Source organism: Kitasatospora sp. NPDC058184 (assembly GCF_042883725.1).
Classification (GTDB): domain Bacteria; phylum Actinomycetota; class Actinomycetes; order Streptomycetales; family Streptomycetaceae; genus Kitasatospora.
In genome coordinates, this window is sequence record NZ_JBHVVE010000027.1 from 83,843 (window position 1) to 103,926 (window position 20,084).

A 20,084-nucleotide genomic window follows, 5' to 3' on the forward strand; every position below is an offset into this window, starting at 1 on the left:
CCGTCTCCCCGAACCGGGAAGGCGGGAGCTGATGCGGGGAGTTCGAGCGGGCGTGGGCGGTGGTGGAGCCGTTCGTGGCCACCGGTTGGCGGCCGGCGGTACGGACGGGCGCCGACGTCCTGCTGCGGTGGGGCCGTACCTCGCAGGCACTCGAACTGGCGAGCCCCGGGGCCGGGGAGAGGGCCGCGTACGACGCGTGGCGGGACTACGCCGAGGTGCTGGTCGAGGCCGGGCTGGTGGACGAGGCGATCGACGCGCTCGCCCGGCGGCCGCGTGACGGGCGAACGCTGTGGACCCTGGTCACGGTGACCGAAGGGCGGGGGCGCGACGAGCGGGTGCTGGAACTGCTGGGCCCGATCGCCGAGGCGTTCCGCCGCGACCCGGAACAGCCCGGGGGCCGCGACCTGCGGGACGCGCTGTCCGCGCAGGCCCGCGTCCTGGAACGGTCGGGCCGTGTCGACGAGGCGATCGGGCTGCGGGCAGCGGATGCCGCCGCGAAGCGGGGCGGGTCAACCGTGGAGGACTACGCGGAGTTGCTCGCGCGGCACGGCCGGATCGAGGAACTGCGCGAACTCGCCGCCGGCCGCGAGCGGTACGTCGCCGCGAGGCCGTACGTGACGGCCCTGGAGAACCTGGGCCGGGCCGCGGAAGCGGAGGCGTACCTGCGCGGCCTCATCGCCGCCCGGCATCCGGGCTGGTACGAGAACGCGCTGATGGAACTGCTGATTCGGCAGGGCAGGTTCGATGACGCCGTCAAGGCGGTGGAGCACACCTTCGACGACCTCTACGACGGCAACCTCCTCCAGGCGACTATGGTCCTCCTCGCCGAACAGGGCCGGCACGACCAGGCCCTCGAACTCACCGAGGGACGCAGTCCCGAGTTCCTCGCCGAGAACGAGGCCTTCTGGCTCCGCTCCAACCGGTGGTGGCTGATGGGAGAGGCGGGCCGTGCCGGGGAGGCCATCGCGGAGGTCGAGGCCCTGCCGGCCGACGAGGTCGACGACCGCGAGCAGACCATCGCATGGCTGCTCGCCCGGGACGGCCGCATCGAGGAGGCCATCGCCCGGCTGCGCCCGCTGCCCGGTACCCGGGCCGCGACATACCTGGCCGAACTGCTGGTCCAGCAGGGCCGCTTCGCCGAGGCGATCGCCGCCGTCCCCGGTGCGGCTGCCCAACGGGAAGAGGAGCGGCGCTTCTGGACCCGCAGGGTGGAACACGAGGAGCCGAGTTGGTCCGATCCCGGCGAGGAGTGCCACGACGACCCGTGGACCAGCCCGGATACCGCGCCCTGGCAATGACGCTCCCCGCCCGTGGGAGCGGCCCCGTGGCCTCGAGCGAACTCGTCGAACGGTGGCACGGGCGAGGGGCTCAGCACGGGACGTCGCCGACGCAGCGCCAGAGGGTTTCGCGGTCCGGGTAGACGTTGGCGCGCGGTGAGAACAGGTGGCCGGTCCACTGCCGGCCGTCTCCGGCGGCGGCGAAGACCTCCGCCTGGTAGGCGAGCGGTGCGGTGCGGCGGGGGGTCACGCACTCCTCGGGGTCGCTGGTGAAGGTGGCGCCCGGTGCGATGGTGGTGTGTACGACGGAGCGTCCGGGGTCGCAGGAGTGCTGGATGCCCGACCAGGAGCCGGCCACCTTCGCGGTCACCTCGACCGGCGCGTTCGTCGGATTGTCGATCCGGACCGCGAACAGGACCTGACGGGGCTGCACCATCGCACAGGCTCGCAGCCGAGTGCCGGACGGCCCGGGCTTCGGGGCCGAACAGCGGCTGTCCCCGCCGAGCGCGCCGACTTCCACCTCGTGGGCGAATCCCTCGGCCACGTCGGCGTGGTCGCCGCCGTCCACGCGAACGGAACCCTCGACACCGTCGACGGCAACCTCGGCGACAAGGTCGCCCTCCGTACCCACCTCGACCCGTCGACGGTGAGCACCAACCACCAGCACGTCTCCGGCTACGTCAGCCCGCCCGGGGCCTGAGCCTCGCCCGGAGCCTGAGCCCGCCCGAAGTCCGGGCCCCGCCCGGCCTGGCGCACACCGTACAACCCCCACCGGAAGGACAGACCGTCATGGAACGCACCCGTAGGCACCTCGGCCTCATCGCCTCCCTCGCCGCAGCCGCCCTGCTCGCCGTCCCGCAGCCCGCCCACGCCGCCCTCGACCCGTGGTCGTGCGTGGAGGGGCGGGTCTGCGTCTACAGCGGACCCGACGGGACGGGCAGCGTCTGCGCCTGGCCCTACGACGACCCGGACTGGCAGGCCGGAGACCGCTGCAGCTGGTCCGCCACCACCAAGGTCCGCTCGGTGTACAACCACGGCGGCTCCGGCAGGCCGGTGGCGTTCTACCCCGGCGCGAACTACACGGGCCAGCGGGTGGTGTGCACGGCGGCGGGCGCGAGGGGTAACTTCTCGCAGAACGGCGGCACCGGCGTCCACCTCCGCTCCCACCGCTGGTCCTGCTAGGCCTGGGCCTCCTGGGGTGTCCCGCTCCCGCCTCGGCACGGGGGCGGGACACCCTGGGCCCGGAGAGTCGGGCCGTGCACTCGCCGCGGGCGTCGCGGCCCTGGCCCGCCGCCGAGGCTGCCGGCGCGGCTCGGCCGGGCACTTGTGTCAGAGGGATTCGATGGTCAGGGCGACGGTGCCGCTGACGCCGGAGACGGTGCCGTCGCCGAGGGGGCAGAGCTCGGGGTTGGTTCCGGTGAAGGACAGGGCGTCGACGACCTTGGTGGCGCTGTCGCCCAGGTAGTGGCCCGACATGACGGTTCCGGTGGCGGTGGCGCCGGAGAGGGTGGCTTCCACGGACGTCCAGGCGATGGTGCTCTTGGTGCCGTCCTGCCAGGTGATGACCTCGGTGTACGGGGTGAGGCGGGTGAGCAGGTCCACGCAGGTCTCGCCGGGCTCCGGGTGGGTGGAGGCGCTGGAACCGGGCTGCCCCGTCACGCAGGTCGCGTACGAGCGGGGTTGGTATTTATACGAACACAGTTGCATCGCACTCGTGTTCGTGCCTCCCGGTGGATCCATCGGAGTGTCCGCCCCGCCCGTACCTCCCGGCCCGGACCCGGCACCCGCGCGGCGCCCGGTTGTCCCGGGCGCCGCGCGGAGCCGGTGTGACGCGGGGTCAGCTGAAGGCGGTGGCGGCGGTGAGGGTCGAGTGGGCGATGGGCGGGGCGCCGAGCAGGACGTCGATGCAGTTGTCGATGATCGGCTGGTCGCTGTCGATGTTCAGGACCGCGGTCAGGGTCTCCCCGGCGAGGCGGGAGGAGGAGCCGGTGACGGTTCCGGTGAGGGTGCCGGCGCCGTCGACCTCGACGACGGCGATGTTGGTGATGGTGCTGCTGGCATGCGTCCCGTTCTGCAGGTTCCAGGTGAAGGTCGCCGTGGAGCCCGGGACCAGCGCCGGCACCGTGAGCGGGTTGCAGCTGAGCGTGCCGAACGTGAGCGTCGCGGTGACGGTGCCGCCCACCACGGCCGTCGGGCCGCTCTGGGAGTCGGTGCACCCGGTCGCCGTCCCCCCGATCGTCACGGTGGTGGCCTCCGGGCCGGCCGACAACGCCGGGTCGAAGGTGACGGCGGCGTTCACGGTGCAGTTCAGGATCTCCGAGGCGGTTGCCGGGGCGGCATCGGCGGCCGGTGCCACGCCGGTGGCCAGCGCGGCGAGGACGGCGGACACGGTCAGGGCGCTTCGACGTACGGACATGCGGGTTCCCTTTCTTCGTCGGACCGGAGCGGAGGCGCTCTGTACGCCCCCGGGGTACCGGGCCTGTCCGGCAGGTGCGACCGGCCGGAGGTCGGAGCGGGGCGCGGGCCGGCTAGAAGGTCACCCGCTGCTCGGCGTCCAGGCTTCCGGGGGTCCCTCCCGTGGCGCCGCTGAAGTGGACGAAGACGTCGGCGGTCGAGCTGTCCGGGGTGATGAAGCCGAAGCCCTTCTCGGAGTTGAACCACTTCACCGTGCCCGTGGCCCGGCCGCGGGGGCTGGTGCTCGCGGTGGGGAAGGTGAAGGTCGCCTGGGCTCCGGGCGCGGAGCAGCTGAGGGGCAGCGAGCCGGTCGCCAGGACGGGGCTCTGGAACGGGGCGCTCTCGTCGGCGGTGATGGTGCCGGTGCCGGCGGCCGGGCAGGTGAACCCGCCGGTGACCGCCAGGTTACCGCTCTGGTCCGGGGTCGCGCCGTCGAGGGAGACCTCGCCCACCTGGTTGTCGAGCAGCACGATCCGGTCGTAGCCCAGCGCGGTGCCGAGTGCGCCGTCCAGGGTGATGGTCACCGTGATGTCGTCGCCCCAGTCGCCGCCCGATCCCAGGAGCCCGTTGTCGACGTGACCGCTGACCGCGTGGCCGGTGGGACCGCCCAGGCAGCTCACCGGGATGGTCTGCGAGCCGGAGCCGCCGGTGGTGTCCGTGGCGGTGACCGTGATGCCGGCGATCAGCATGGACGTCTCGCAGGAGTAGCTGCCGGTCCAGGTCAGGACGCTGCCGGACGTGCTCGCGGTGGCGATCTCCACCCCGTCGTTCGCCGGTTCCGCCGCGGCGGCGGGAGCGGCCAGTGCCACGACCAGGGCGACCGCCCCGAGCGGCACCACCGCGTGCCGCAGCGGTGGACGCCGACCTGCCGTACGTCGTGTCACAGAGCCCGAGGCTGCCATTCGCCTATCCGTTCGTTAGATCTGGTTCATGGGGACATCGTCACAACGGGAGTCCTCCGACGCATGTGCTGTGAGGCGAATGGGAACCCCGGTGGCCCAGGCCGGAGTACTCCCGCGGATACGCCGCACCCGGGCCGGGCTGGGAGGCCGGGCATACCGGCAGGGCAGGGGTGCCGTCAACTGCCTTGCGGCTGACCGAATGTCACAGTCCGGTCCCTGTCATGTCCTGGCGATTGTGACGCTGCGGATGGCACCGAAAGCCGTCGTCCGGCCGTCCTGTGGTGTGTTCGATCAAGCAGTCCGCATCGTCATCGGGGAGCCACCATGTCCGTCCGTCGCCGTCGCCCGCTGTTCGTCTCCGCCGTCCTCGTCGTCGGGGCGGGGCTCGCGTTGACGGCCTGCGGGCCCGAGAACACCGACGCGCCCGCCGGCTCGGCGAGCTCCGCGCCCACCAAGGCGGCCGCCGGTGCTCCCTCGGCGGGCGCATCGGCTCCGGGTGCACCGGCTCCCGCCGGCTCGGCGGCGCCCACCGCCGCGCACACGCCGGCCGGTGCGAGCCCGTCGAGCGGTGGCGGGGCCGGTGGCGGGAGTGCCGCCGCCCAGCCGTGCGACATCCAGAGCCTCTCGATCAACGCGTCGGCGCGCGCCGGGGCGGCCAACCAGTGGGTGATCGAGGTGCGCAACACCGGCGCGAAGGCCTGCAGCCTGAGCTCCTCCCCGAGCGTCGACCTGGGCGACTCGGCCGCCCGGGACCAGAGCAAGAACCTCAAGCCGGTGCTCGCCAGCGGCACGGAGCGGTTCCCGGTCCCGGCGGGCCGGAGCGCCTACGCGGTGATCGACCTCGACCCGAGCGGCGCCACCACCGGCACCGCCCCCGGCATCAACGAGATCAACGTGCTGGTCGACGGCGAGGGCACCAACATGCCCCTCGCGAACACCCGCAACTTCCCGCTCCCCGCCGGGGCCCACGTCCTGAACCCCAAGATGGGCAACTACCGGGGCAGCGTGGCCGACGCGGTCGCCTCCATGACCGCCGCCCCCAAGTAGCCCCGGCTCGCCGTACGTCCGAACCCGCTTCCGGCAACGCCGCTTCCGGCCGCCCCGCTCCCGGGCCCCAGGCCCTGTCCACGGGCTGGAACTCCGCCCGTGCGGCCCGTGGGGCGGGGCACGATGGGCGGCATGATCCTGCAACCGGAGACCGACGACCTCGCCGCCTACCTCGTGGCGGACGGGGTCATCGACCACCAGGACCGGCAACTGCGGCGGTTGGCCGCCGAGTTGGCCACCCCCGAGGCGGCCTTCCAGCACGTCCGCGACGAGGTCCGGCATTCCGCCGACGCGGGCGCCTACAGCGGGGCGTTCCGCGCCTCGGAGGTGCTGGCCGCGGGCAACGCGATCTGCCACGGCAAGGCCCACCTGCTGGCGGCGCTGCTGCGAGCGCAGGGCGTGCCGACGGGCCTGTGCTACCAGCGGCTGGCGGACGGCGAGGGCGACTTCGTGCTGCACGCCCTCAACGCCGTGCACCTGAACGGCCGTTGGGCCCGCCTGGACGCCCGGGGCAACCGTGAGGGCGTCGACGCGCGGTACGACCTGGAGCGGGAACGGCTGGCCTGGCCGGTGCGGCCGGAGCTGGGGGAGTGCGACTACCCCGGGATATTCGCGGCGCCGCCGGCCGCGCTGGTCCGGGCCCTCGCCGAGGCGGTGCCGGGCCGGGCCGGCTACGGCTACCTCCCGGGCGAGCTGCCGGTCGACGGCGGGGCTCCGGGGCGGCCCGGACGTTGAGCCGGTAGAGGCGCGCGTCAGAGGCGTGCGGGGAGGTCCCGGCGGGACGGCGCGGACAGCTTGCGCAGCACCCTGGCCACGTGGTTCTCGACGGTTCTGGTGGACAGGTGCAGTGCGGCCGCGATCTGACGGTTGGTCAGGCCTCCGGCCGCGAGTTCGGCGACCTCCCGTTCGCGCGGGGAGAGCCCGGGATGGGCGGGCCGGCCTCGGCGCGGGGGTGCGAGGGCGCGCAGACGGGAGCGGACGCGGGCGGCGTCGTGGGTGGCGCCGAGCCCGGTCAGCACGAGGAGGGCGTCGGTGAGCCGGTCGACGGTGTCGCGGTCGGCGCCCTCGCCTTCGCCCGCGGCGCAGCGGGAGGCGGCCTCCGCCGCCAGGGCGGCCATGTACGGGCGGGGCAGCGCGGCGTAGGCGTCCGCGGCGGCGCGGTAGCCGTCGGCGGCGCGCGCGAGGTGCCCGTCGTGCTCGGCCAGGGTGGCGCGGCACCACCGTCGGGCGGCCGCGGCGAGCGGCAGGTGCGGGGCGCCGGGGGCCGTGCGGAGGTCCCGGGCCATCGTCCGGGCCGTGGCGGGGTCGCCGGTGCTCAGCGCCGCCGTGACGGCCCAGGGCGCCAGTTCCGCCGCCCAGGCCCAGATGCCCTTGCTGCGCAGCCGTCCCCAGGCCTGCGTCGCGTGCGCTCTGGCGTCGTCGTGGTCGCCGCGGGCCAGGGCCAGCCGGACGAGTACGGTCGAGGAGAGCGCCGCCACCGGTGCCAACTGCTGGTCCGGGTGCGGGGCCAGGCCGCCGGCCAGCCAGGCCCGGCACTGCGACCACTCGCCGCGGGCGAGGCACAGCGCGGCGAGGACGGTTCGTGCCTCGTGGCCGAGCACCGGGGTTCGCGCGGTGTCCGCGACCAGGTCGGCGGCCCGGTCGGCGAGGCCGGTCCAGCGGCCGGTGGCCCAGTCGAGGAGCAGCCGGATGCTGCGGATGCCGTGGGCGACGTGGGGGCCGGCGTGGTGGCGTCCGGCCAGGGCCGCGCCGCGTTCGAGGAACGACCGGCTGTCGTGGTAGCGGCCTAGCCACAGGGTCGCGTCGGCGGCGTTGCACAGTGCGCGGGCCCGGTGACCGGCCGACGCGGCGTCACCGTTGCCCTGGTACTCCCCCAACGGCCGGGCCGGGAGCGCCTGTTCGGCCCCGGGGTCGCCGAGGGTCAGGAGCAGCCCGACGAGGTTGGCGTTGACGGCGGCCCGCAGGACGGGGTCGGTGGTGGCCGCCAGCGCGGCGCCCGCCCGCTCCGCGCACTGCCGGTGCTCGGCGAGGGGGATGCCGGGCCAGTGCGGCATGGACATCGCGGCCAGGACGCGGGCGGCGAGGCCGGGTTCGTCGGGGAGGGTCCTGGCGGCGCGCTCCAGGTGCAGCCAGCCGTCGTGGTCCGGTGTCGTCGGGGTGCACAGCGACAGCCCCTGCAGTACCCGGGCCTGGGCGCGCAGCGGGCCGGGCAGGAGCGGGGCGCCGGTGAGGGTGTCGAGCAGGACACCGGCGTCCTGGAGGGTGAACCCGGCGATGCGGCGCAGGGCCGCCGTGGCGAGCCTCGCGCGGGCGGGGCCGGGGATCCGGCGGTCGGCGAGCAGGTCCTGGAGGAGCCGGGCGGCCTCGCGGTGCCGCCCGGCGGCGGCGTGGGTCTCGGCGGCGCGCTCGGCGGCCCGGACCAGGCCGCGGCGGACCCCTGCCGCCAGGAGGTGCCCGGCGACCTGCGGCCAGGGGACGTCGGCGCGCCGTCTCAGCACCTGCGCCGCCCGGTGGTGCAGGTCGGCGCGTTCGGGGGCGGGGAGGCTCGCGGCCGCGGCCCGGGCGGCGAGCGGCACGCGGAAGCCGTACAGCCGGGGGCCGAGGTCGGTCAGCACGGCCGCGGTGAGGGCGGCGAGGAGCATGCCGCGCACCGTCTCCGCCGTCAGGTCGGTCAGGGCTGCCAGCTCGGCTTCGGAGGCCGGTTCGCCCAGCACCGCCGCGGCGTGCACCAGCCGCCGGGCGTCCGCCGGGAGGTGGGCGAGTCGGCGAAGTACGGTCTCGGCCAGGCGTGGTGGGGCCTCCAGTGCCTCGACGGCGTCCACGGTCGGGCCGCCCGGGGAAGTGTCGGCGAGGACGGTGCCGGCCAGGACGGGCAGGACGTCCACGAGCACCTGGGCGACACCGCCGGTGACCGCGTACAGCCGCTCGATCACGTCGTCCGGGCACCGGGCGCCCAGGGTCCGTTCGGTCAACTCCCGTGCCGCCGCGGCCGGGAGCGGACCGGTCCGGATCCGGAGGACGGCGGTTCCGGGCGGGCAGGAGAGCGGCTCGCCCAGCAGGGGCCGGTCGGCGGGAAGGTCCTCGGGCCGCCAGGTGAGCGCCAGGGCGCAGCCGTTCGGGAGGGTGCGGGCCAGGTGCCGGATCCGGCGCCTGGTGCGTTCGTCGGCCCGGTGGACGTCCTCCACGACCAGCAGGGTCGGGACGGCGGTCCGGGTCGGGTCGCCGAGGGCGCGGGTGAGGGCGTCGAGGGCGTCGAAGGTGTGCTGTGCGTCGTCGTCGGACGGGCCGGCGCAGGTCAGGGTCAGGCAGCTGGAGCCGGCCGGGCGCCGGCGGCGGAGCCCTGCCACGAGGTGCGACTTGCCGGTGCCGGACGGGCCCTCCACCAGCAGGACCGTCCCGGGGCGGGCCGGGTTGGCGAGGGAACCGTGGAGCACGGCCTTCCAGGGGTCGTTCATGCTCGCCTCCGCTCGTCCTGACGGTGCGTACGTCCTGGCGGTGCGTACGGGGCTGCGCCCGCCCGCCGGGCCCGATCGTGAGGATGCCCGCGGTTCGGGGTTCGGACGCCCGGGTGGGCAACCAGCCTTCAGGCCGGGTGGATTGATTGAGTATGGGTACTTCCGGCAGCCGGATTGTGTCGTGCCGGGGCCTGGCCCACGCTGATGGCCACCCGCTCCGTTCGCCGGTGACCGGATCCCCCCACGCTTCCGGGTCCGCTCCCCGGCGGGCGGTGGCTGCCACCCCCTCGGGTTCCCCCACATCTAGGAGTGTCATGAGCACGACGCTGTCGCGCCGTTCGTCCGTACTGAGGACCGCGGCCGCGGCCGCCGGCGCGTGCGCCCTCGCCGTCGCCGGAACCGCCCTCGCACCTGGCGCCCAGGCGACCCCGGTCCCGGCGTCGGCTCCGGCCCACGCCGCCCACCCGGCCGCCCCGCGGGCCGACGCGCCGACGGGCGCCCCCGTGTCCGGCCGCGTCCTCGGCGACGCCGGCGTCAGGCCGCAGGACCGGCCCGCCGTCCAGCGGTTCCGCGAGCTGCGCGCGGGCCTCGCCACGGAGGCGCGACCCTCGGAGACGGCCACGAACCGCACCGCCCCGGCACCGATCGCCGCCCAGGCCCACCGGTGGTGGGGCACCGAGCTGGGCCCCAACGGCAACACCGGCTACGACGCCGTCATCGCCACCCACACCCTCGACGACGCGCTGCGCCTGAGCGGCGCCAACGACTTCCTCTACGCCCCCACCACCAAGCCGCGCAGCAACTCCTGCATCGAGATGGTCACCGTCCACACCCGGGACAGCGCCCAGATATGGGCCTGGGACTGGTGCACCACCGACCCCTCCCAGGCGGTCGGCGCGACCGTCGACATCGACGCCGCCTTCCTCCGGAAGTACGGCGCCACCGTGAACGGCCGCTCCGCCTACAGCCTCCAGGTCCAGCTCACCGACGCCCGGACCAACACCTGGAGCGCCTCCCTCTACAACGTCGCCACCAGCACCTGGGACCCGTTCTTCACCAGCCGGGGCACCGACCAGACCGGCCTCGACTACGGCTGGGACATGTTCGAGTACTACTCCGACCGGACGGCCACCGGCAACGTGGGCGTCTGCCAGGACCTGAGCGGACGGGTCGTCGAGACCACCGGGCTGAAGGTCCGCACCCCCGCCACCGGCGCCTGGAGCGACGCCGGCCCCTCCAACTCGACCGTCTTCCCCGCCGCCACCATGAACCCGTCGACCTACTACTGCCCCAGCATCGCCGGCCGCATGGCCACGGCCTACAGCGCCTGGCAGGTGACCGTCCGCTGACCCGCCGTCCGTCCGTACGGGACCCGGCTGTTCCGGAGCGGCGTCACGGGGCCGGCCGGGGCTCGACGGAGAGGGCGTGCCGGAAGAGCCCGTACGGGTCCCAGCGGGCCTTCACGGCCTGGAGCCGCGGGTAGCCGTCCTTGTAGTAGAGGGTGTGCCACGGGACGCCGGAGCGGTTCCAGGCCGGGTCGGCGAGGTCGGCGTCGGGGTAGTTGATGTACGAGCCGTCGCTGACCTCGCCGGGCACCGGCACGCCGCCGGTGTCCGCGTACATCGCGCGGTAGAACCCCCGCACCCAGGCGAGGTTCGCCGCGTCCTCCCGCTCGTCCGTCCACACCGTCTGGTAGACGACCTTCATCACCGCGTCCCGCTGGGCGGTCGCGGTCGCCCCCGGCGCCACCGCGTTCACCTGGCCGCCGTAGCCGACGAACAGCAGACCGCCGTGCGAGACGGCGGCGCTGTCCGTCAACCAGCTGTAGGTGGTGGCGAGTTGGGCGTCGGTGTACGAGCGGCGCAGGTACGCCGCCTTGAGCTTGTAGCGCCGGCTGAACATGTCCCCGGCCGCTCCCGCGCCCGGCCAGGTGAGGGCGTGCAGCCACGGTACGGTCCGGTGGTCGACGGCGGGTTCGACGCCGGTGCCCGCGCCGACCGCGGACACGAGCTCGGCCACCATCCGGTCCAGGTCGGGGACGGCGGCGTCGGCCTGCACGAACATCGTGATCGGGCCGCCGCCGCGACGGGCCACCGAGAGGATCGCGTACAGGCCCGCGTACGGGGAGCCAGGCTCGCTGTGACGCTCGTGCCAGGTGCCGAAGTTGCGCAGCAGGGTGGTGAACGCCTGTTCCGTCATCCGCTCGTCCCAGGCCCAGACCGCCTGGTAGCCCTTCAGCTCGCGGGGCGAGGGCGGCAGCAGTCGGGACGGGTCGTCGCCCGTCGCGTCCGGGGAGCGCAGCCAGTAGCGGGTGACCACGCCGAAGTTGCCGCCGCCACCGCCGGTGTGGGCCCACCACAGGTCCCGGTGCGGGTCGTCCGGCTCACGGGTGGCGACCACCGTCCGCGCCCGGTCGGCCCGGTCCGCCACCACCACCTCCACGCCGTGGAGGTGGTCCACCACCGAGCCGTAGCGGCGCGAGAGCGGCCCGTACCCGCCACCGGCGAAGTGCCCGCCGGCGCCCACCTCGGGGCACGCGCCCGCCGGGACCGTCACGCCCCAGCCCGTGAACAGCGCCCGGTACACCCGCCCGAGCGTGGCGCCGGGCCGGACGGCGAACGCCCGCCGCTCCGGGTCGTAGCCGACCGCGTCCATGGGGGAGAGGTCCAGCAGCAGGCGGACGCCCGGATCGGCGGTGAAGTCCTCGAAGCAGTGGCCGCCGCTGCGCGGCGCGATCCTCCGCCCGGAGCGCAGCGCCTCCGTGACGGCGCGTACGACGTCCTCGGTGGTGGCGGCGACCCGGATCTCGTCCGGGTCGCCGGCGAAGCGGAAGTTGTCGCCCCGCAGCAGGCTCGCGTACCGGGGGTCGCCCCGCCGGATCACCGCCGAGCTCCGGCCCGGGGCCTGCGCCGGAGCGGCTCCTCCGGCGGACCCCGCGGCCCCCGGCAGGCCCGAGGCCGCGCCGCCGGCCAGCAGGGCGCCGGCCGAGGCGAGCAGGCCCCGGCGGTTCGGTCCGTACGGGCTCGGCCGGTCCGTCATGTCCACCACCCCGTTCCCCCGCGATCCGGGTCTCTCCGTGACGACTACCGCTGTCAACGGTCCCACACGCGACCGGAGTTGAGAACAGAACGTGTCCTGTCCGCCGGGCTGGCCCGACGCGCGGGAACGGGCCCCGGGGCGACGGCTGACGGACGGTCGGCCGGACCGGAGGGGCCTGTGACACCACCTGTCCGAGGGCGCGGATAGGGTGACGTGCCCGTGCCGCGCGGCCGACCTGTCGGCGTGCGGCCTTTCGTCGTGTCAGGAGATATCTGGGTGAAGACCCGTATGACAGCGCTCCGGAGCGCCGCGGTCGTCGCGGCGGCCGTCCTCATGGCGGCGCCCGCCGCCGGCTCCGCCGTAGCCGCCCCCGCCGGAAGCCCGGACACCAAGAAGGTGACCTACCAGGGCCGCGTCTTCCAGGTGCCCACGGCCTGGCCGGTCGTCGACCTGGCCGCGGACCCGCAGGCCTGCGTTCGCTTCGACCAGCACGCGGTGTACCTCGGCCACCCGGGCGAACAGCAGGTCTGCCCACCGCGGTTGACCGGCCGCTCGGAGGCCCTGCTGGTCGAGCCCGCCGCCGGCGCCGCGCCCGACCGGGAGGGCTCCAACCCGGTCGCGCAGACGATCCGCGCGGAGGACGGCGTCGTCGCGGTGACCGGTACGTACGACACGGACCAGCCGCTGGTGCGCCGGATCATCACCAGTGCCGGGCTCACCCCCGCGCCGGAACACCGACCGGAGCCGGCGCCCGCCGCAGCCCCGACGGCCCCCGCCGCGAAGTCCGCCACGCCCAAGTCCGCCGCCGCGCCGTCCAGCCGGGCCATGGCCGCACCGATGGCCGCCGCGGCCCAGGTGCCCGCGTCGGCGACGAACTACACCGGCAAGGGCTTCGACGCCTGCACGGCGCCCTCCGGCGCCGCGATGAACGCGTGGATGACCTCCTCCCCGTACCGGGCGGTCGGCATCTACATCGGCGGTGTCAGGCGGGGCTGCGCCCAGCCGAACCTGACGGCCTCCTGGGTCCAGCAGCAGCAGTCCGCGGGCTGGTCCTTCATGCCGCTGTACGTCGGTGTGCAGGCCCCGAAGATCGCCTACCCCGCCACCGAGGGCGCCAACGCCGCCGACGACGCGGTGGCCCAGGCCCAGGCCCTCGGCTTCGGCCCCGGCACGCTCCTCTACTACGACATGGAGGGCTACACCACCCCGCAGTACTCGGCCACGGTGCTCGCCTTCCTCACCGCCTGGACCAACGAACTGCACGCCTGGGGCTACAACTCCGGTGTCTACAGCAGCTCCTCGTCCGGCATGAAGGACCTCGCCGCCAACGCCGGCAACAGCGCCTACACCATGCCCGACGCCGTCTTCAGCGCCAACTGGAACGGCAAGGAGGACACCGCCGACCCGTCGATACCGGCCGGCTACTGGTCCAACCACCAGCGCGCCCACCAGTACGCCTCGCCGGCGAACCCGGAGAGCTGGGGCGGCTACTCCATAGCGATCGACCAGGACTACGTCGACATCCAGCTCACCAGCGCCCCGCCCTCCCTGTCCTCCGCGCTCTTCCTCGGCGTGCGCCAGAGCTCGGGCGCCTGGCCCGGCTTCAGCCCGCTGACGGGCGGGGCGGGCGTCTTCCGCGGCTCGGAGGCCGCGATCGCCGGGCTGCCGGGAGGCTCCTCGCAGGAGCTGGGCATCGGCCTGGACGGCCGGCTCTACCACGGGGTCCGCGCCGCGAACGGCAGCTGGAGCGGCTTCGCCGCGCTCCCCGACGACGGCACGCCCGCCACCCAGGCCCGCCGGGCCGCCATCGCGGGCCTGCCGGACGGCTCCTCGCAGGTGCTGACCGTCGGCAGCGACGGCAACGTCTACCACCGGATCCGCCTCTCCGACGGCAACTGGTCCGGCTTCGCCCCGCTCCCCGGCGTCGGCACCCCGACCATGGCGGCCGGGGACGTCGCCATCGCCGGCCTGCCCGACGGCTCCGCCCAGGTCCTGGCGATCGGCAACGACGGCAACGTCTACCACCAGACCCGCTTCTCCAACGGCACTTGGAGCGGCTTCGCCCCGCTCCCCGGGGTGAACAGCTCGCGGATGGCGGCCGGCCGGGTGGCCATCACGGGCCTGTCGGACGGCTCCTCGCAGGTCCTGGCGATCGGCAGCGACGGCAACGTCTACCACGAGTCCCGTTTCCCCAACGGTACTTGGAGCGGCTTCGCCCCGCTCTCCGGCGTCGGTGCGCCCACCATGGGCGCGCGGACGGTCGGCATCGCCGGCCTGCCGGACGGCTCGTCCCAGGTGGCGGTGGTCGGCAACGACGGCAACGTCTACCACGAGACCCGCTTCGGCAACGGCTCCTGGTCCGGCTTCGCCGCCGTCCAGGGCCCGTACGGCGCGAGCACCTTCCCGGCCCTGCGCGCCGCCATCGCGGGCCTGCCGGACGGCTCCAGCCAGCTCGTGGCCACCCGGAGCTGACCCCGGGCCCACCCCGCACCCGACGCCCCCGCCCCCGGCACGTCCCGGAGGCGGGGGCGTCCGACTCGATGAAGCCTCTCCGCCCTGACCGGCGAAGGAGCGGCCGCGACTCCGCCGGGTCGGCCTGACGGACGGCCGCCGGACGTCGTCGTGGTGTCGGTCACCGCAGATTCTCGGCGACGCGGACGAGTTCCTCGTCCGAGAGCCGCGGGGGAGCACCGGTCGTGACGACGAAGGTGTAGGTCCCGTCCGACCATGTCAGCGAACGGGGCCCGCCGTTCGGATCGGATTGCGTGATGGCCGCGGGGTGGCCCTTGACCAGGGCGGCCCGGCCCTCCGGTGGTGCGCTGTTCCGGAGGGTCTGGCTGATGATCAGATTGCCTTGTTCAGGGCCCGTCCCCAGTCGGTACCCGCTGGCCCAGGCCGGAGTGTCGGTCGGGAGCGGGGCCAGACCGGGCAGGTGGACCATCCTGCCCGCGGGATAGGGGGAGTAGTTCTCCGGCAGGAACACGGGCCGCAGGAGGTCGCGCTCGTCGAAGTGGACGGCGGGCTTGCCGGAGGCGTCGTTCAGCGCCCTGGCCCCGAGCGGTTTGTTCAGGTGGGTCGTGATCTGTCCGATGCCACCCGGGTCGCAGAACCCCGGGGGGACTGTGTGCCGCAGGGAGACCTTCACCGCGTCGGCGGACTCGCGGGCCACGAGTTCGGGCTGCTTCTCACAACCCCACCCGATGCTCAGTGTCAGGGTCCGGCCGTCCGAGCCGACCAGCAGCAACCGGCCGGCCTCGGTGCCCTCGTAGACCCTGGTCTCCGGAACCCGGTTCATCCAGGCGTTGATCGCGAAGCCGCCGCCGAGCAAGGCTATGGCAGCCCCGGCGGTCAGGCGGATCCGTCGTCCGTGTTTCGACATGTGACGGACCGTACCTTGCGTCGTGGGCCCCGCCCCCGGCGGTCGTGGCCGCACCGCGTCAGCGAGGCCGACGGCCGGCCGTCGGCTGCTCGACACCCGGCCCGCCGGCGTGCGGCACCTGGACGTAGCCCTCGGCTGGCACCGGCAGCGCGTCGATGCACGCCGTCGAACAGGCGTTGACCAGCAGCGGCAGGACGTCGGCGCCCGACGTCCACAGGGAGATCCAGGCCTGACGAAGGTTCACGCCCTCGACGCGCCGGTCGCAGACGCTGCACGTACGGATCGCCGAGGCACCCCACACACCGGGGTCGAGGTCCTCGACGTCGACGCCCCGGGCGGAGGCCGCCGTCGGCAGCTGCGGGAAGGGCGGCCGCCGCTTGTAGTTCCCGTACACGGCCCGGGTGCTCACCGTACTGCGACGCAGGCCGGCACACCGGGTGATCTCGTACGGGAACCAGTGCAGGCGGTAGGAGGTGTACGGGGTGAACTCCTCAAGGCCGCGCATCGCGCCGATCTCGGGCGGGACGCGCACCAGGTTGCTGCCGTACAGCACGAGGTGCTTGACCGAGGTGAGCTTGGCGATGGTCGGCGGGAGCGTGACGACCTGGCGCCGCTGTTCCGCCGTGAGGTCCACGAGCGGCTTGAAGACCTCACGTCCGTCGGCCGCCGCCTCTTCGACCAGTTCGAGAAGGCGGATCCATCCCGGTGCGGTGGTGTCCTGGCGTTCCCGGTGGAAGCGGGTCGGCCCCTGCGGCCTGGTACGGACGTGCTCGATGCACGTGCAGCGATCGCGAGGCGAACCGTGGCCGCCGGGACCGCCGGCGTCAGCCCAAAGGTTCGAGAACACCTGCGGTTGCGGCTCCTCACTCATCCGCACACACTAGCGTCTCGGTCGACGGGTCGTGGGCGCGGCCGGATCCTGGGCCGATGCCCGCCGGACGCGGTAGTTCCAGCGCGTGAGTGACCGGACGACGGAGGCGGAGCCGACGGGGTTGGCGCTGTGGACGTAGACCGTTCCGATCCGGAAGGGCCGTCCCTCGAAGGCCGCTTCTTCCAGGAGGGCCACCACGGGCATGACGGTGTCGTCGCCGCCGAGGTCGTGGTCGAGCCAGAGTTCGTCGATGAAGCCGTCGCGGTGCTCCTCCAGGAGCCGGGTGCCTTCGCGGCTGGTGCGGGCGATCCGTGTGGCCCGGGGGAGCGGTCGCAGGTCGTCGATGCCGAGGACGACGGGCGTCGGTGCGGTGGGCGCTTCTTCCATCGGGCCAGTTTCACAGCGGGTGGGCGGGATGGCCACGAGGTTTTGGGCTGCTGCTCGGCGCCGTCCGGGCACACGCCTGGCCCCGACCGGGGTCTCCTTGGAGCTGCTGTCCTGGTGTCCGTGCCGGGTGGACTGCTCGCGCGGCGGCCCGGGGCCGTACTCGGTGGCGGGGAAGTGGGCGACCGGCTCGTCGCCGGGGCGCGCGAGGGGGCGCGGGCGCAGCGGGTTCATCTGTTCGAGTTGCGTCGGGCGTGCGGGGCTCCCGGGCCTGGGGAGGAAGGAGGTCACCGGAGCGGGCGTCCCCGGGCAACAGGCCCGGCGAGGGACGGCCGCTCGCCGCCCGGCGCGTCCCCCGGTGCCGGGCCGAAGGAAGGCTCCCATGCGCAGAAGCGTCCCCTGCCTCGTCTCCTCCGCCCCGCTGGTGCTGGCGCTGTCCCTCCTGGGCGCTCCCGTCCCGGCCCAGGCAGCTCCCGCGCCCCGGGCACCCGCCGGACCGGCCGCGGCCGCGCCGACCAGGGCCACCGGTACGTTCGCGGTCCGTGTCCAGGACTGCGGGCCCTGGGGCTGCCAGTACGCGCCGCCCCACCTCGGCCCGGAGGACCCGCCGGCTCCCTGCGGCGCCTTCACCTGGGGCTAAATCCCTTGGCGCTTCCCGGGCGTTCCGTGGTGGAGTGACGCGTCGGCTGATCGACCATCATGCGAGGTGCTGCTTTGGCGAGCGTGACCGTCTCCACCGCGTACGGCAAGGTGCGGGGCCAGGAGCGCGAAGGCGTCGCGGCCTTCCTGGGCATCCCGTACGCGGCGCCGCCCTTCGGGCCGCGCCGGTTCCGTCCGGCGCGGCCGCCCGAGCCCTGGGCGGGGGAGCGCGACTGCGGCCGCCCGGGGCAGGCCGCGCCGCAGCCCGGCTATTCCTCCGCCATGGCCGAACTCCTGGTGGAGCCCGTGGAGACGGGGGAGGACTGTCTCAACCTCAATGTGTGGTCCCCCGCACCCGGGCGTGCCGCCGGCCGTTTTCCGGTCCTGGTCTGGATCCACGGCGGGGCGTTCCGCAACGGATCCGGTTCGCTGCCCGGCTACGACGGCACCCGGCTCGCCGCGGACGGCGCGGTGTGCGTCACACTCAACTACCGGCTGGGCGCCGAGGGCTTCCTGCTGCTGCCCGACGGAACGGCCAACCTCGGCCTGCTGGACCAGATAGCCGCCCTGGAGTGGGTCCGTGACAACATCGCGGCGTTCGGCGGCGATCCGGACAACGTCACGGTGTTCGGCCAGTCGGCCGGAGCCATCAGCATCACGGCGCTGATGACCATGGAGCGGGCCGAGGGGCTGTTCCACCGCGCGATCACCCAGAGCGGCGCCGGGCACCACTGCCACTTCCTGGAGACCGGGCGCCGGATCACCGAGCGGCTGGCCGCCATCGCCGGGGTCGAGCACACCACGGAGGCCCTGGCAGCCGTGCCCCCGGAACGGCTGATCGCCGCCAACGCCGCCCTCGGCCAGGAGATGGCCCGGGACACGGCCCCGGGCCGGTGGGGCGAGTCCGCCGGCGGCGGCACCACGGTGCTGCCGGTGGTCGACGGGACGACCCTGCGCGCCCGGCCCGTCGACGCCGTCGCGGCCGGGGCGGGCCGCGACATCGACCTGCTCACCGGTACGACCACCGACGAATTCCGGCTCTTCCTCGTCGCGTTGGGCATGGCCGACCGCATCACGGACGAGGTCCTGCACGGATTCCTGGCCTCGTTCGGGCTCGACGCCGCGCAGGCGGCCGCCGCCTACCGGGCCGGCCGTCCGGAGGCCACGCCCGGGGACCTGTTCTCGGCCGTGATGACCGACCACTCCTACCGCATCCCGGCCGTCCGCGTGGCGGAGGCCCGTGCCGCCCTGGGCGCACGGACCTTCGTCTACGAGTTCGCCCACCCCTCGCCCGCCTTGGACGGCCGGCTGGGCGCCTGCCACATGGCGGAGATCGGCCTGGTCTTCGGAACCACCGACCCGCTCCTCGGGGCGGAGCCTCCGAAGGAGCTGTCCGACCGGATGCGCGCCGCCTGGCTCGCCTTCGCCCGCGAGGGACGGCCGGAGCCCGACTGGCCGCCCTACGGCCCGGACCGTTCGGTGCTGCACCTGACCGGTGACGCCTTCCGGCTGAGGCAGGACCCGGGCGGCCGGGAGCGGTCGCTCTGGGAAGGAGTCCGGTGAGCCGCTGACGGCGGGGCGACGGCGGCTTCCAGGGGTCTCAGATCCCCGCGCCGCGGATATCCGCGTGCACCCGGGCCGCCAGATCGGCGAGTTCGTCGGCGTCCCGCGCGTTCGTCTGGAGGTCGAGCAGCACCTCGTCAGCCCCCGCGGCCGCGTAGCCGGCCGTGTCCTGGACGATCTGCTCGACCGTGCCGACGAAGGGCTTCCGCTCGGCATCGCGGACCGGGGCCTCGGTGATCCGGACGTTCGCCCTCGCGCAGACCTGGATCGCGCCCGCATCGCGGCCGTACAACGCGGCCCGCTCGCCGATCTCACGCCGCAGGACGGCCAGTTGCCCGGGCGTCATGCCTGTCGGCAGCCAGCCGTCGGCGCGGCGGGCGACCCGGTCCAGGGCATTGCCGCCGGACGCCGCCAGGTAGACGGGCACGGGGCGTACGGGCTTCGGCCCGACCTCCGCCTCGTCGATCAGGGCGTGCCTGCCCCGGTACGACACGGGGTCGGGGCCCCACACCGCCGCGCAGACGTCCAGCAGTTCGTCCAGGACGGCTCCGCGCTCCTCGAAGGGAGCGTGCCCGGCGGCCGCGTGCTCGTCCAGCGACCAGCCCGTCCCCAGCCCCGCGACCACCCGGCCGCCGCTCGCCGCGTCCAGCGTCGCGAGGGCGCGGGCCAGCTGGAACGGCCCGTGCAGGGGCGCGACCAGGACGCTGCTGCCGAGCCGGGCCCGCTCCGTCGCCGCGGCGGCGAGCGAGAGCACCACCAGCGGATGGGCGACCGACCGGTAGGAGTCCGGCCAGGCCAGCCCCGGCACGTCGTACAGGCCCTGCCGCGGCCGCTCGGGGACCAGCACCCGCTCGAAGACCCACAGGCTGTCGTAGCCGACCCGCTCCGCCGCCCGTGCCACCGCCGCCGGAGCACGTGCGAGGTCGTACCACTTCATCTGCGGCAGCCCGAGTCCCAAGCGAATGGCCATGGCTCGATCCTGGCCTCCCGCGCCCCCGGCCGCAGCCGTTGTACCCCCGTCCGCACGACGCGCGCCGGTCAGGGTGCGCGCGGTTCAGCTCCTTGCTGCTGGGG

The 20,084-nt window shown here is 74.5% G+C and carries 19 protein-coding genes; 9 read left to right on the top strand and 10 right to left on the bottom strand.

All coding sequences use genetic code 11. From position 1 onward, the window contains the following. Positions 1–74 precede the first annotated feature (74 nt). Positions 75–1,298, top strand: a complete 1,224-nt coding sequence (locus ACFVXH_RS35325; RefSeq protein ID WP_387830066.1) for a tetratricopeptide repeat protein — start codon at positions 75–77, stop codon at positions 1,296–1,298. A 70-nt stretch (positions 1,299–1,368) separates the two neighbouring features. On the opposite strand, the gene ACFVXH_RS35330 is transcribed toward ACFVXH_RS35325, so the two are convergent. Next, positions 1,369–1,713, bottom strand: a complete 345-nt coding sequence (locus ACFVXH_RS35330; protein WP_387830068.1) for a hypothetical protein — start codon at positions 1,711–1,713, stop codon at positions 1,369–1,371. Positions 1,714–1,800: 87 nt separating this feature from the next. Here ACFVXH_RS35330 and ACFVXH_RS35335 point away from each other — a divergent pair, with 87 nt between their 5' ends. Both ACFVXH_RS35335 and ACFVXH_RS35340 read left to right on the top strand, forming a co-directional pair. After that, complete coding sequence (locus tag ACFVXH_RS35335; RefSeq protein ID WP_387830070.1) at positions 1,801–1,977, top strand: hypothetical protein; 177 nt, start codon at positions 1,801–1,803, stop codon at positions 1,975–1,977. Between the two features lie 89 nt (positions 1,978–2,066). Further along, on the top strand, positions 2,067–2,459 hold the full coding sequence (locus ACFVXH_RS35340; protein WP_387830073.1) for a peptidase inhibitor family I36 protein: 393 nt from the start codon (positions 2,067–2,069) through the stop codon (positions 2,457–2,459). Between the two features lie 147 nt (positions 2,460–2,606). Here the strand turns inward: ACFVXH_RS35340 and ACFVXH_RS35345 are convergent, their stop codons facing one another. The 3 genes from ACFVXH_RS35345 to ACFVXH_RS35355 form a co-directional block, all read right to left on the bottom strand. Continuing rightward, positions 2,607–2,936: a hypothetical protein gene (locus ACFVXH_RS35345; protein WP_387830075.1), complete on the bottom strand. Its 330-nt coding sequence runs from the start codon at positions 2,934–2,936 to the stop codon at positions 2,607–2,609. 178 nt (positions 2,937–3,114) lie between these two features. Further along, positions 3,115–3,693 carry a hypothetical protein gene (locus tag ACFVXH_RS35350; protein ID WP_387830077.1) on the bottom strand — a complete coding sequence of 193 codons (579 nt, stop codon included), beginning with the start codon at positions 3,691–3,693 and terminating at the stop codon, positions 3,115–3,117. 112 nt (positions 3,694–3,805) lie between these two features. Further along, on the bottom strand, positions 3,806–3,943 hold the full coding sequence (locus ACFVXH_RS35355; protein ID WP_117491311.1) for a cold-shock protein: 138 nt from the start codon (positions 3,941–3,943) through the stop codon (positions 3,806–3,808). 1,014 nt (positions 3,944–4,957) lie between these two features. Here ACFVXH_RS35355 and ACFVXH_RS35360 point away from each other — a divergent pair. Next, positions 4,958–5,680, top strand: coding sequence for a DUF4232 domain-containing protein (locus tag ACFVXH_RS35360; protein WP_387830079.1), 723 nt, complete (start codon positions 4,958–4,960; stop codon positions 5,678–5,680). Between the two features lie 132 nt (positions 5,681–5,812). Further along, positions 5,813–6,415 carry a transglutaminase domain-containing protein gene (locus tag ACFVXH_RS35365; RefSeq protein WP_387830082.1) on the top strand — a complete coding sequence of 201 codons (603 nt, stop codon included), beginning with the start codon at positions 5,813–5,815 and terminating at the stop codon, positions 6,413–6,415. 17 nt (positions 6,416–6,432) lie between these two features. Here ACFVXH_RS35365 and ACFVXH_RS35370 read toward each other — a convergent pair whose 3' ends face one another. Beyond that, positions 6,433–9,135, bottom strand: coding sequence for a LuxR C-terminal-related transcriptional regulator (locus tag ACFVXH_RS35370; protein WP_387830085.1), 2,703 nt, complete (start codon positions 9,133–9,135; stop codon positions 6,433–6,435). 314 nt (positions 9,136–9,449) lie between these two features. On the opposite strand from ACFVXH_RS35370, the gene ACFVXH_RS35375 reads away from it, so the two are divergent. Further along, on the top strand, positions 9,450–10,484 hold the full coding sequence (locus ACFVXH_RS35375) for a hypothetical protein (RefSeq protein WP_387830087.1): 1,035 nt from the start codon (positions 9,450–9,452) through the stop codon (positions 10,482–10,484). Positions 10,485–10,527: 43 nt separating this feature from the next. Here the strand turns inward: ACFVXH_RS35375 and ACFVXH_RS35380 are convergent, their stop codons facing one another. After that, a complete protein-coding gene (locus ACFVXH_RS35380; protein ID WP_387830089.1) occupies positions 10,528–12,174 on the bottom strand; it encodes an FAD-binding oxidoreductase in 1,647 nt (548 codons plus the stop codon). 288 nt (positions 12,175–12,462) lie between these two features. On the opposite strand from ACFVXH_RS35380, the gene ACFVXH_RS35385 reads away from it, so the two are divergent. Next, positions 12,463–14,646: a glycoside hydrolase domain-containing protein gene (locus tag ACFVXH_RS35385; RefSeq protein WP_387830091.1), complete on the top strand. Its 2,184-nt coding sequence runs from the start codon at positions 12,463–12,465 to the stop codon at positions 14,644–14,646. 160 nt (positions 14,647–14,806) lie between these two features. On the opposite strand, the gene ACFVXH_RS35390 is transcribed toward ACFVXH_RS35385, so the two are convergent. The 3 genes from ACFVXH_RS35390 to ACFVXH_RS35400 all read right to left on the bottom strand — a co-directional run bounded on the left by ACFVXH_RS35390 (position 14,807) and on the right by ACFVXH_RS35400 (position 16,811). Beyond that, positions 14,807–15,553, bottom strand: coding sequence for a hypothetical protein (locus ACFVXH_RS35390; RefSeq protein WP_380744078.1), 747 nt, complete (start codon positions 15,551–15,553; stop codon positions 14,807–14,809). A gap of 58 nt (positions 15,554–15,611) precedes the next feature. After that, positions 15,612–16,187, bottom strand: a complete 576-nt coding sequence (locus ACFVXH_RS35395; protein ID WP_387830094.1) for a leucine-rich repeat domain-containing protein — start codon at positions 16,185–16,187, stop codon at positions 15,612–15,614. A 246-nt stretch (positions 16,188–16,433) separates the two neighbouring features. Next, entirely contained in the window at positions 16,434–16,811 is a 378-nt protein-coding gene (locus tag ACFVXH_RS35400; RefSeq protein WP_387830097.1) for a cyclic-phosphate processing receiver domain-containing protein, read from the bottom strand. A 379-nt stretch (positions 16,812–17,190) separates the two neighbouring features. Between ACFVXH_RS35400 and ACFVXH_RS35405 the strand changes: the two genes are divergently transcribed. Together ACFVXH_RS35405 and ACFVXH_RS35410 are read left to right on the top strand one after the other, a co-directional pair. Next, positions 17,191–17,448 (top strand): hypothetical protein, encoded by a 258-nt coding sequence (locus tag ACFVXH_RS35405; protein WP_387830099.1) that lies wholly within the window; start codon positions 17,191–17,193, stop codon positions 17,446–17,448. 83 nt (positions 17,449–17,531) lie between these two features. Continuing rightward, a complete protein-coding gene (locus ACFVXH_RS35410; protein WP_387830155.1) occupies positions 17,532–19,010 on the top strand; it encodes a carboxylesterase/lipase family protein in 1,479 nt (492 codons plus the stop codon). Between the two features lie 37 nt (positions 19,011–19,047). Here the strand turns inward: ACFVXH_RS35410 and ACFVXH_RS35415 are convergent, their stop codons facing one another. Further along, a complete protein-coding gene (locus ACFVXH_RS35415; RefSeq protein WP_387830101.1) occupies positions 19,048–19,980 on the bottom strand; it encodes a TIGR03619 family F420-dependent LLM class oxidoreductase in 933 nt (310 codons plus the stop codon). Between the last annotated feature and the right edge of the window lie 104 nt (positions 19,981–20,084).

Bases quoted from the DNA above. Each gene is read 5' to 3' on its own strand.
- ACFVXH_RS35330 (WP_387830068.1), bottom strand. From the start codon at position 1,713: ATGGTGCAGCCCCGTCAGGTCCTGTTCGCGGTCCGGATCGACAATCCG.
- ACFVXH_RS35340 (WP_387830073.1), top strand. From the start codon at position 2,067: ATGGAACGCACCCGTAGGCACCTCGGCCTCATCGCCTCCCTCGCCGCA.
- ACFVXH_RS35350 (WP_387830077.1), bottom strand. From the start codon at position 3,693: ATGTCCGTACGTCGAAGCGCCCTGACCGTGTCCGCCGTCCTCGCCGCG.
- ACFVXH_RS35360 (WP_387830079.1), top strand. From the start codon at position 4,958: ATGTCCGTCCGTCGCCGTCGCCCGCTGTTCGTCTCCGCCGTCCTCGTC.
- ACFVXH_RS35365 (WP_387830082.1), top strand. From the start codon at position 5,813: ATGATCCTGCAACCGGAGACCGACGACCTCGCCGCCTACCTCGTGGCG.
- ACFVXH_RS35370 (WP_387830085.1), bottom strand. From the start codon at position 9,135: ATGAACGACCCCTGGAAGGCCGTGCTCCACGGTTCCCTCGCCAACCCG.
- ACFVXH_RS35375 (WP_387830087.1), top strand. From the start codon at position 9,450: ATGAGCACGACGCTGTCGCGCCGTTCGTCCGTACTGAGGACCGCGGCC.
- ACFVXH_RS35380 (WP_387830089.1), bottom strand. From the start codon at position 12,174: ATGACGGACCGGCCGAGCCCGTACGGACCGAACCGCCGGGGCCTGCTC.
- ACFVXH_RS35385 (WP_387830091.1), top strand. From the start codon at position 12,463: ATGACAGCGCTCCGGAGCGCCGCGGTCGTCGCGGCGGCCGTCCTCATG.
- ACFVXH_RS35390 (WP_380744078.1), bottom strand. From the start codon at position 15,553: ATGTCGAAACACGGACGACGGATCCGCCTGACCGCCGGGGCTGCCATA.
- ACFVXH_RS35400 (WP_387830097.1), bottom strand. From the start codon at position 16,811: ATGGAAGAAGCGCCCACCGCACCGACGCCCGTCGTCCTCGGCATCGAC.
- ACFVXH_RS35405 (WP_387830099.1), top strand. From the start codon at position 17,191: ATGCGCAGAAGCGTCCCCTGCCTCGTCTCCTCCGCCCCGCTGGTGCTG.
- ACFVXH_RS35415 (WP_387830101.1), bottom strand. From the start codon at position 19,980: ATGGCCATTCGCTTGGGACTCGGGCTGCCGCAGATGAAGTGGTACGAC.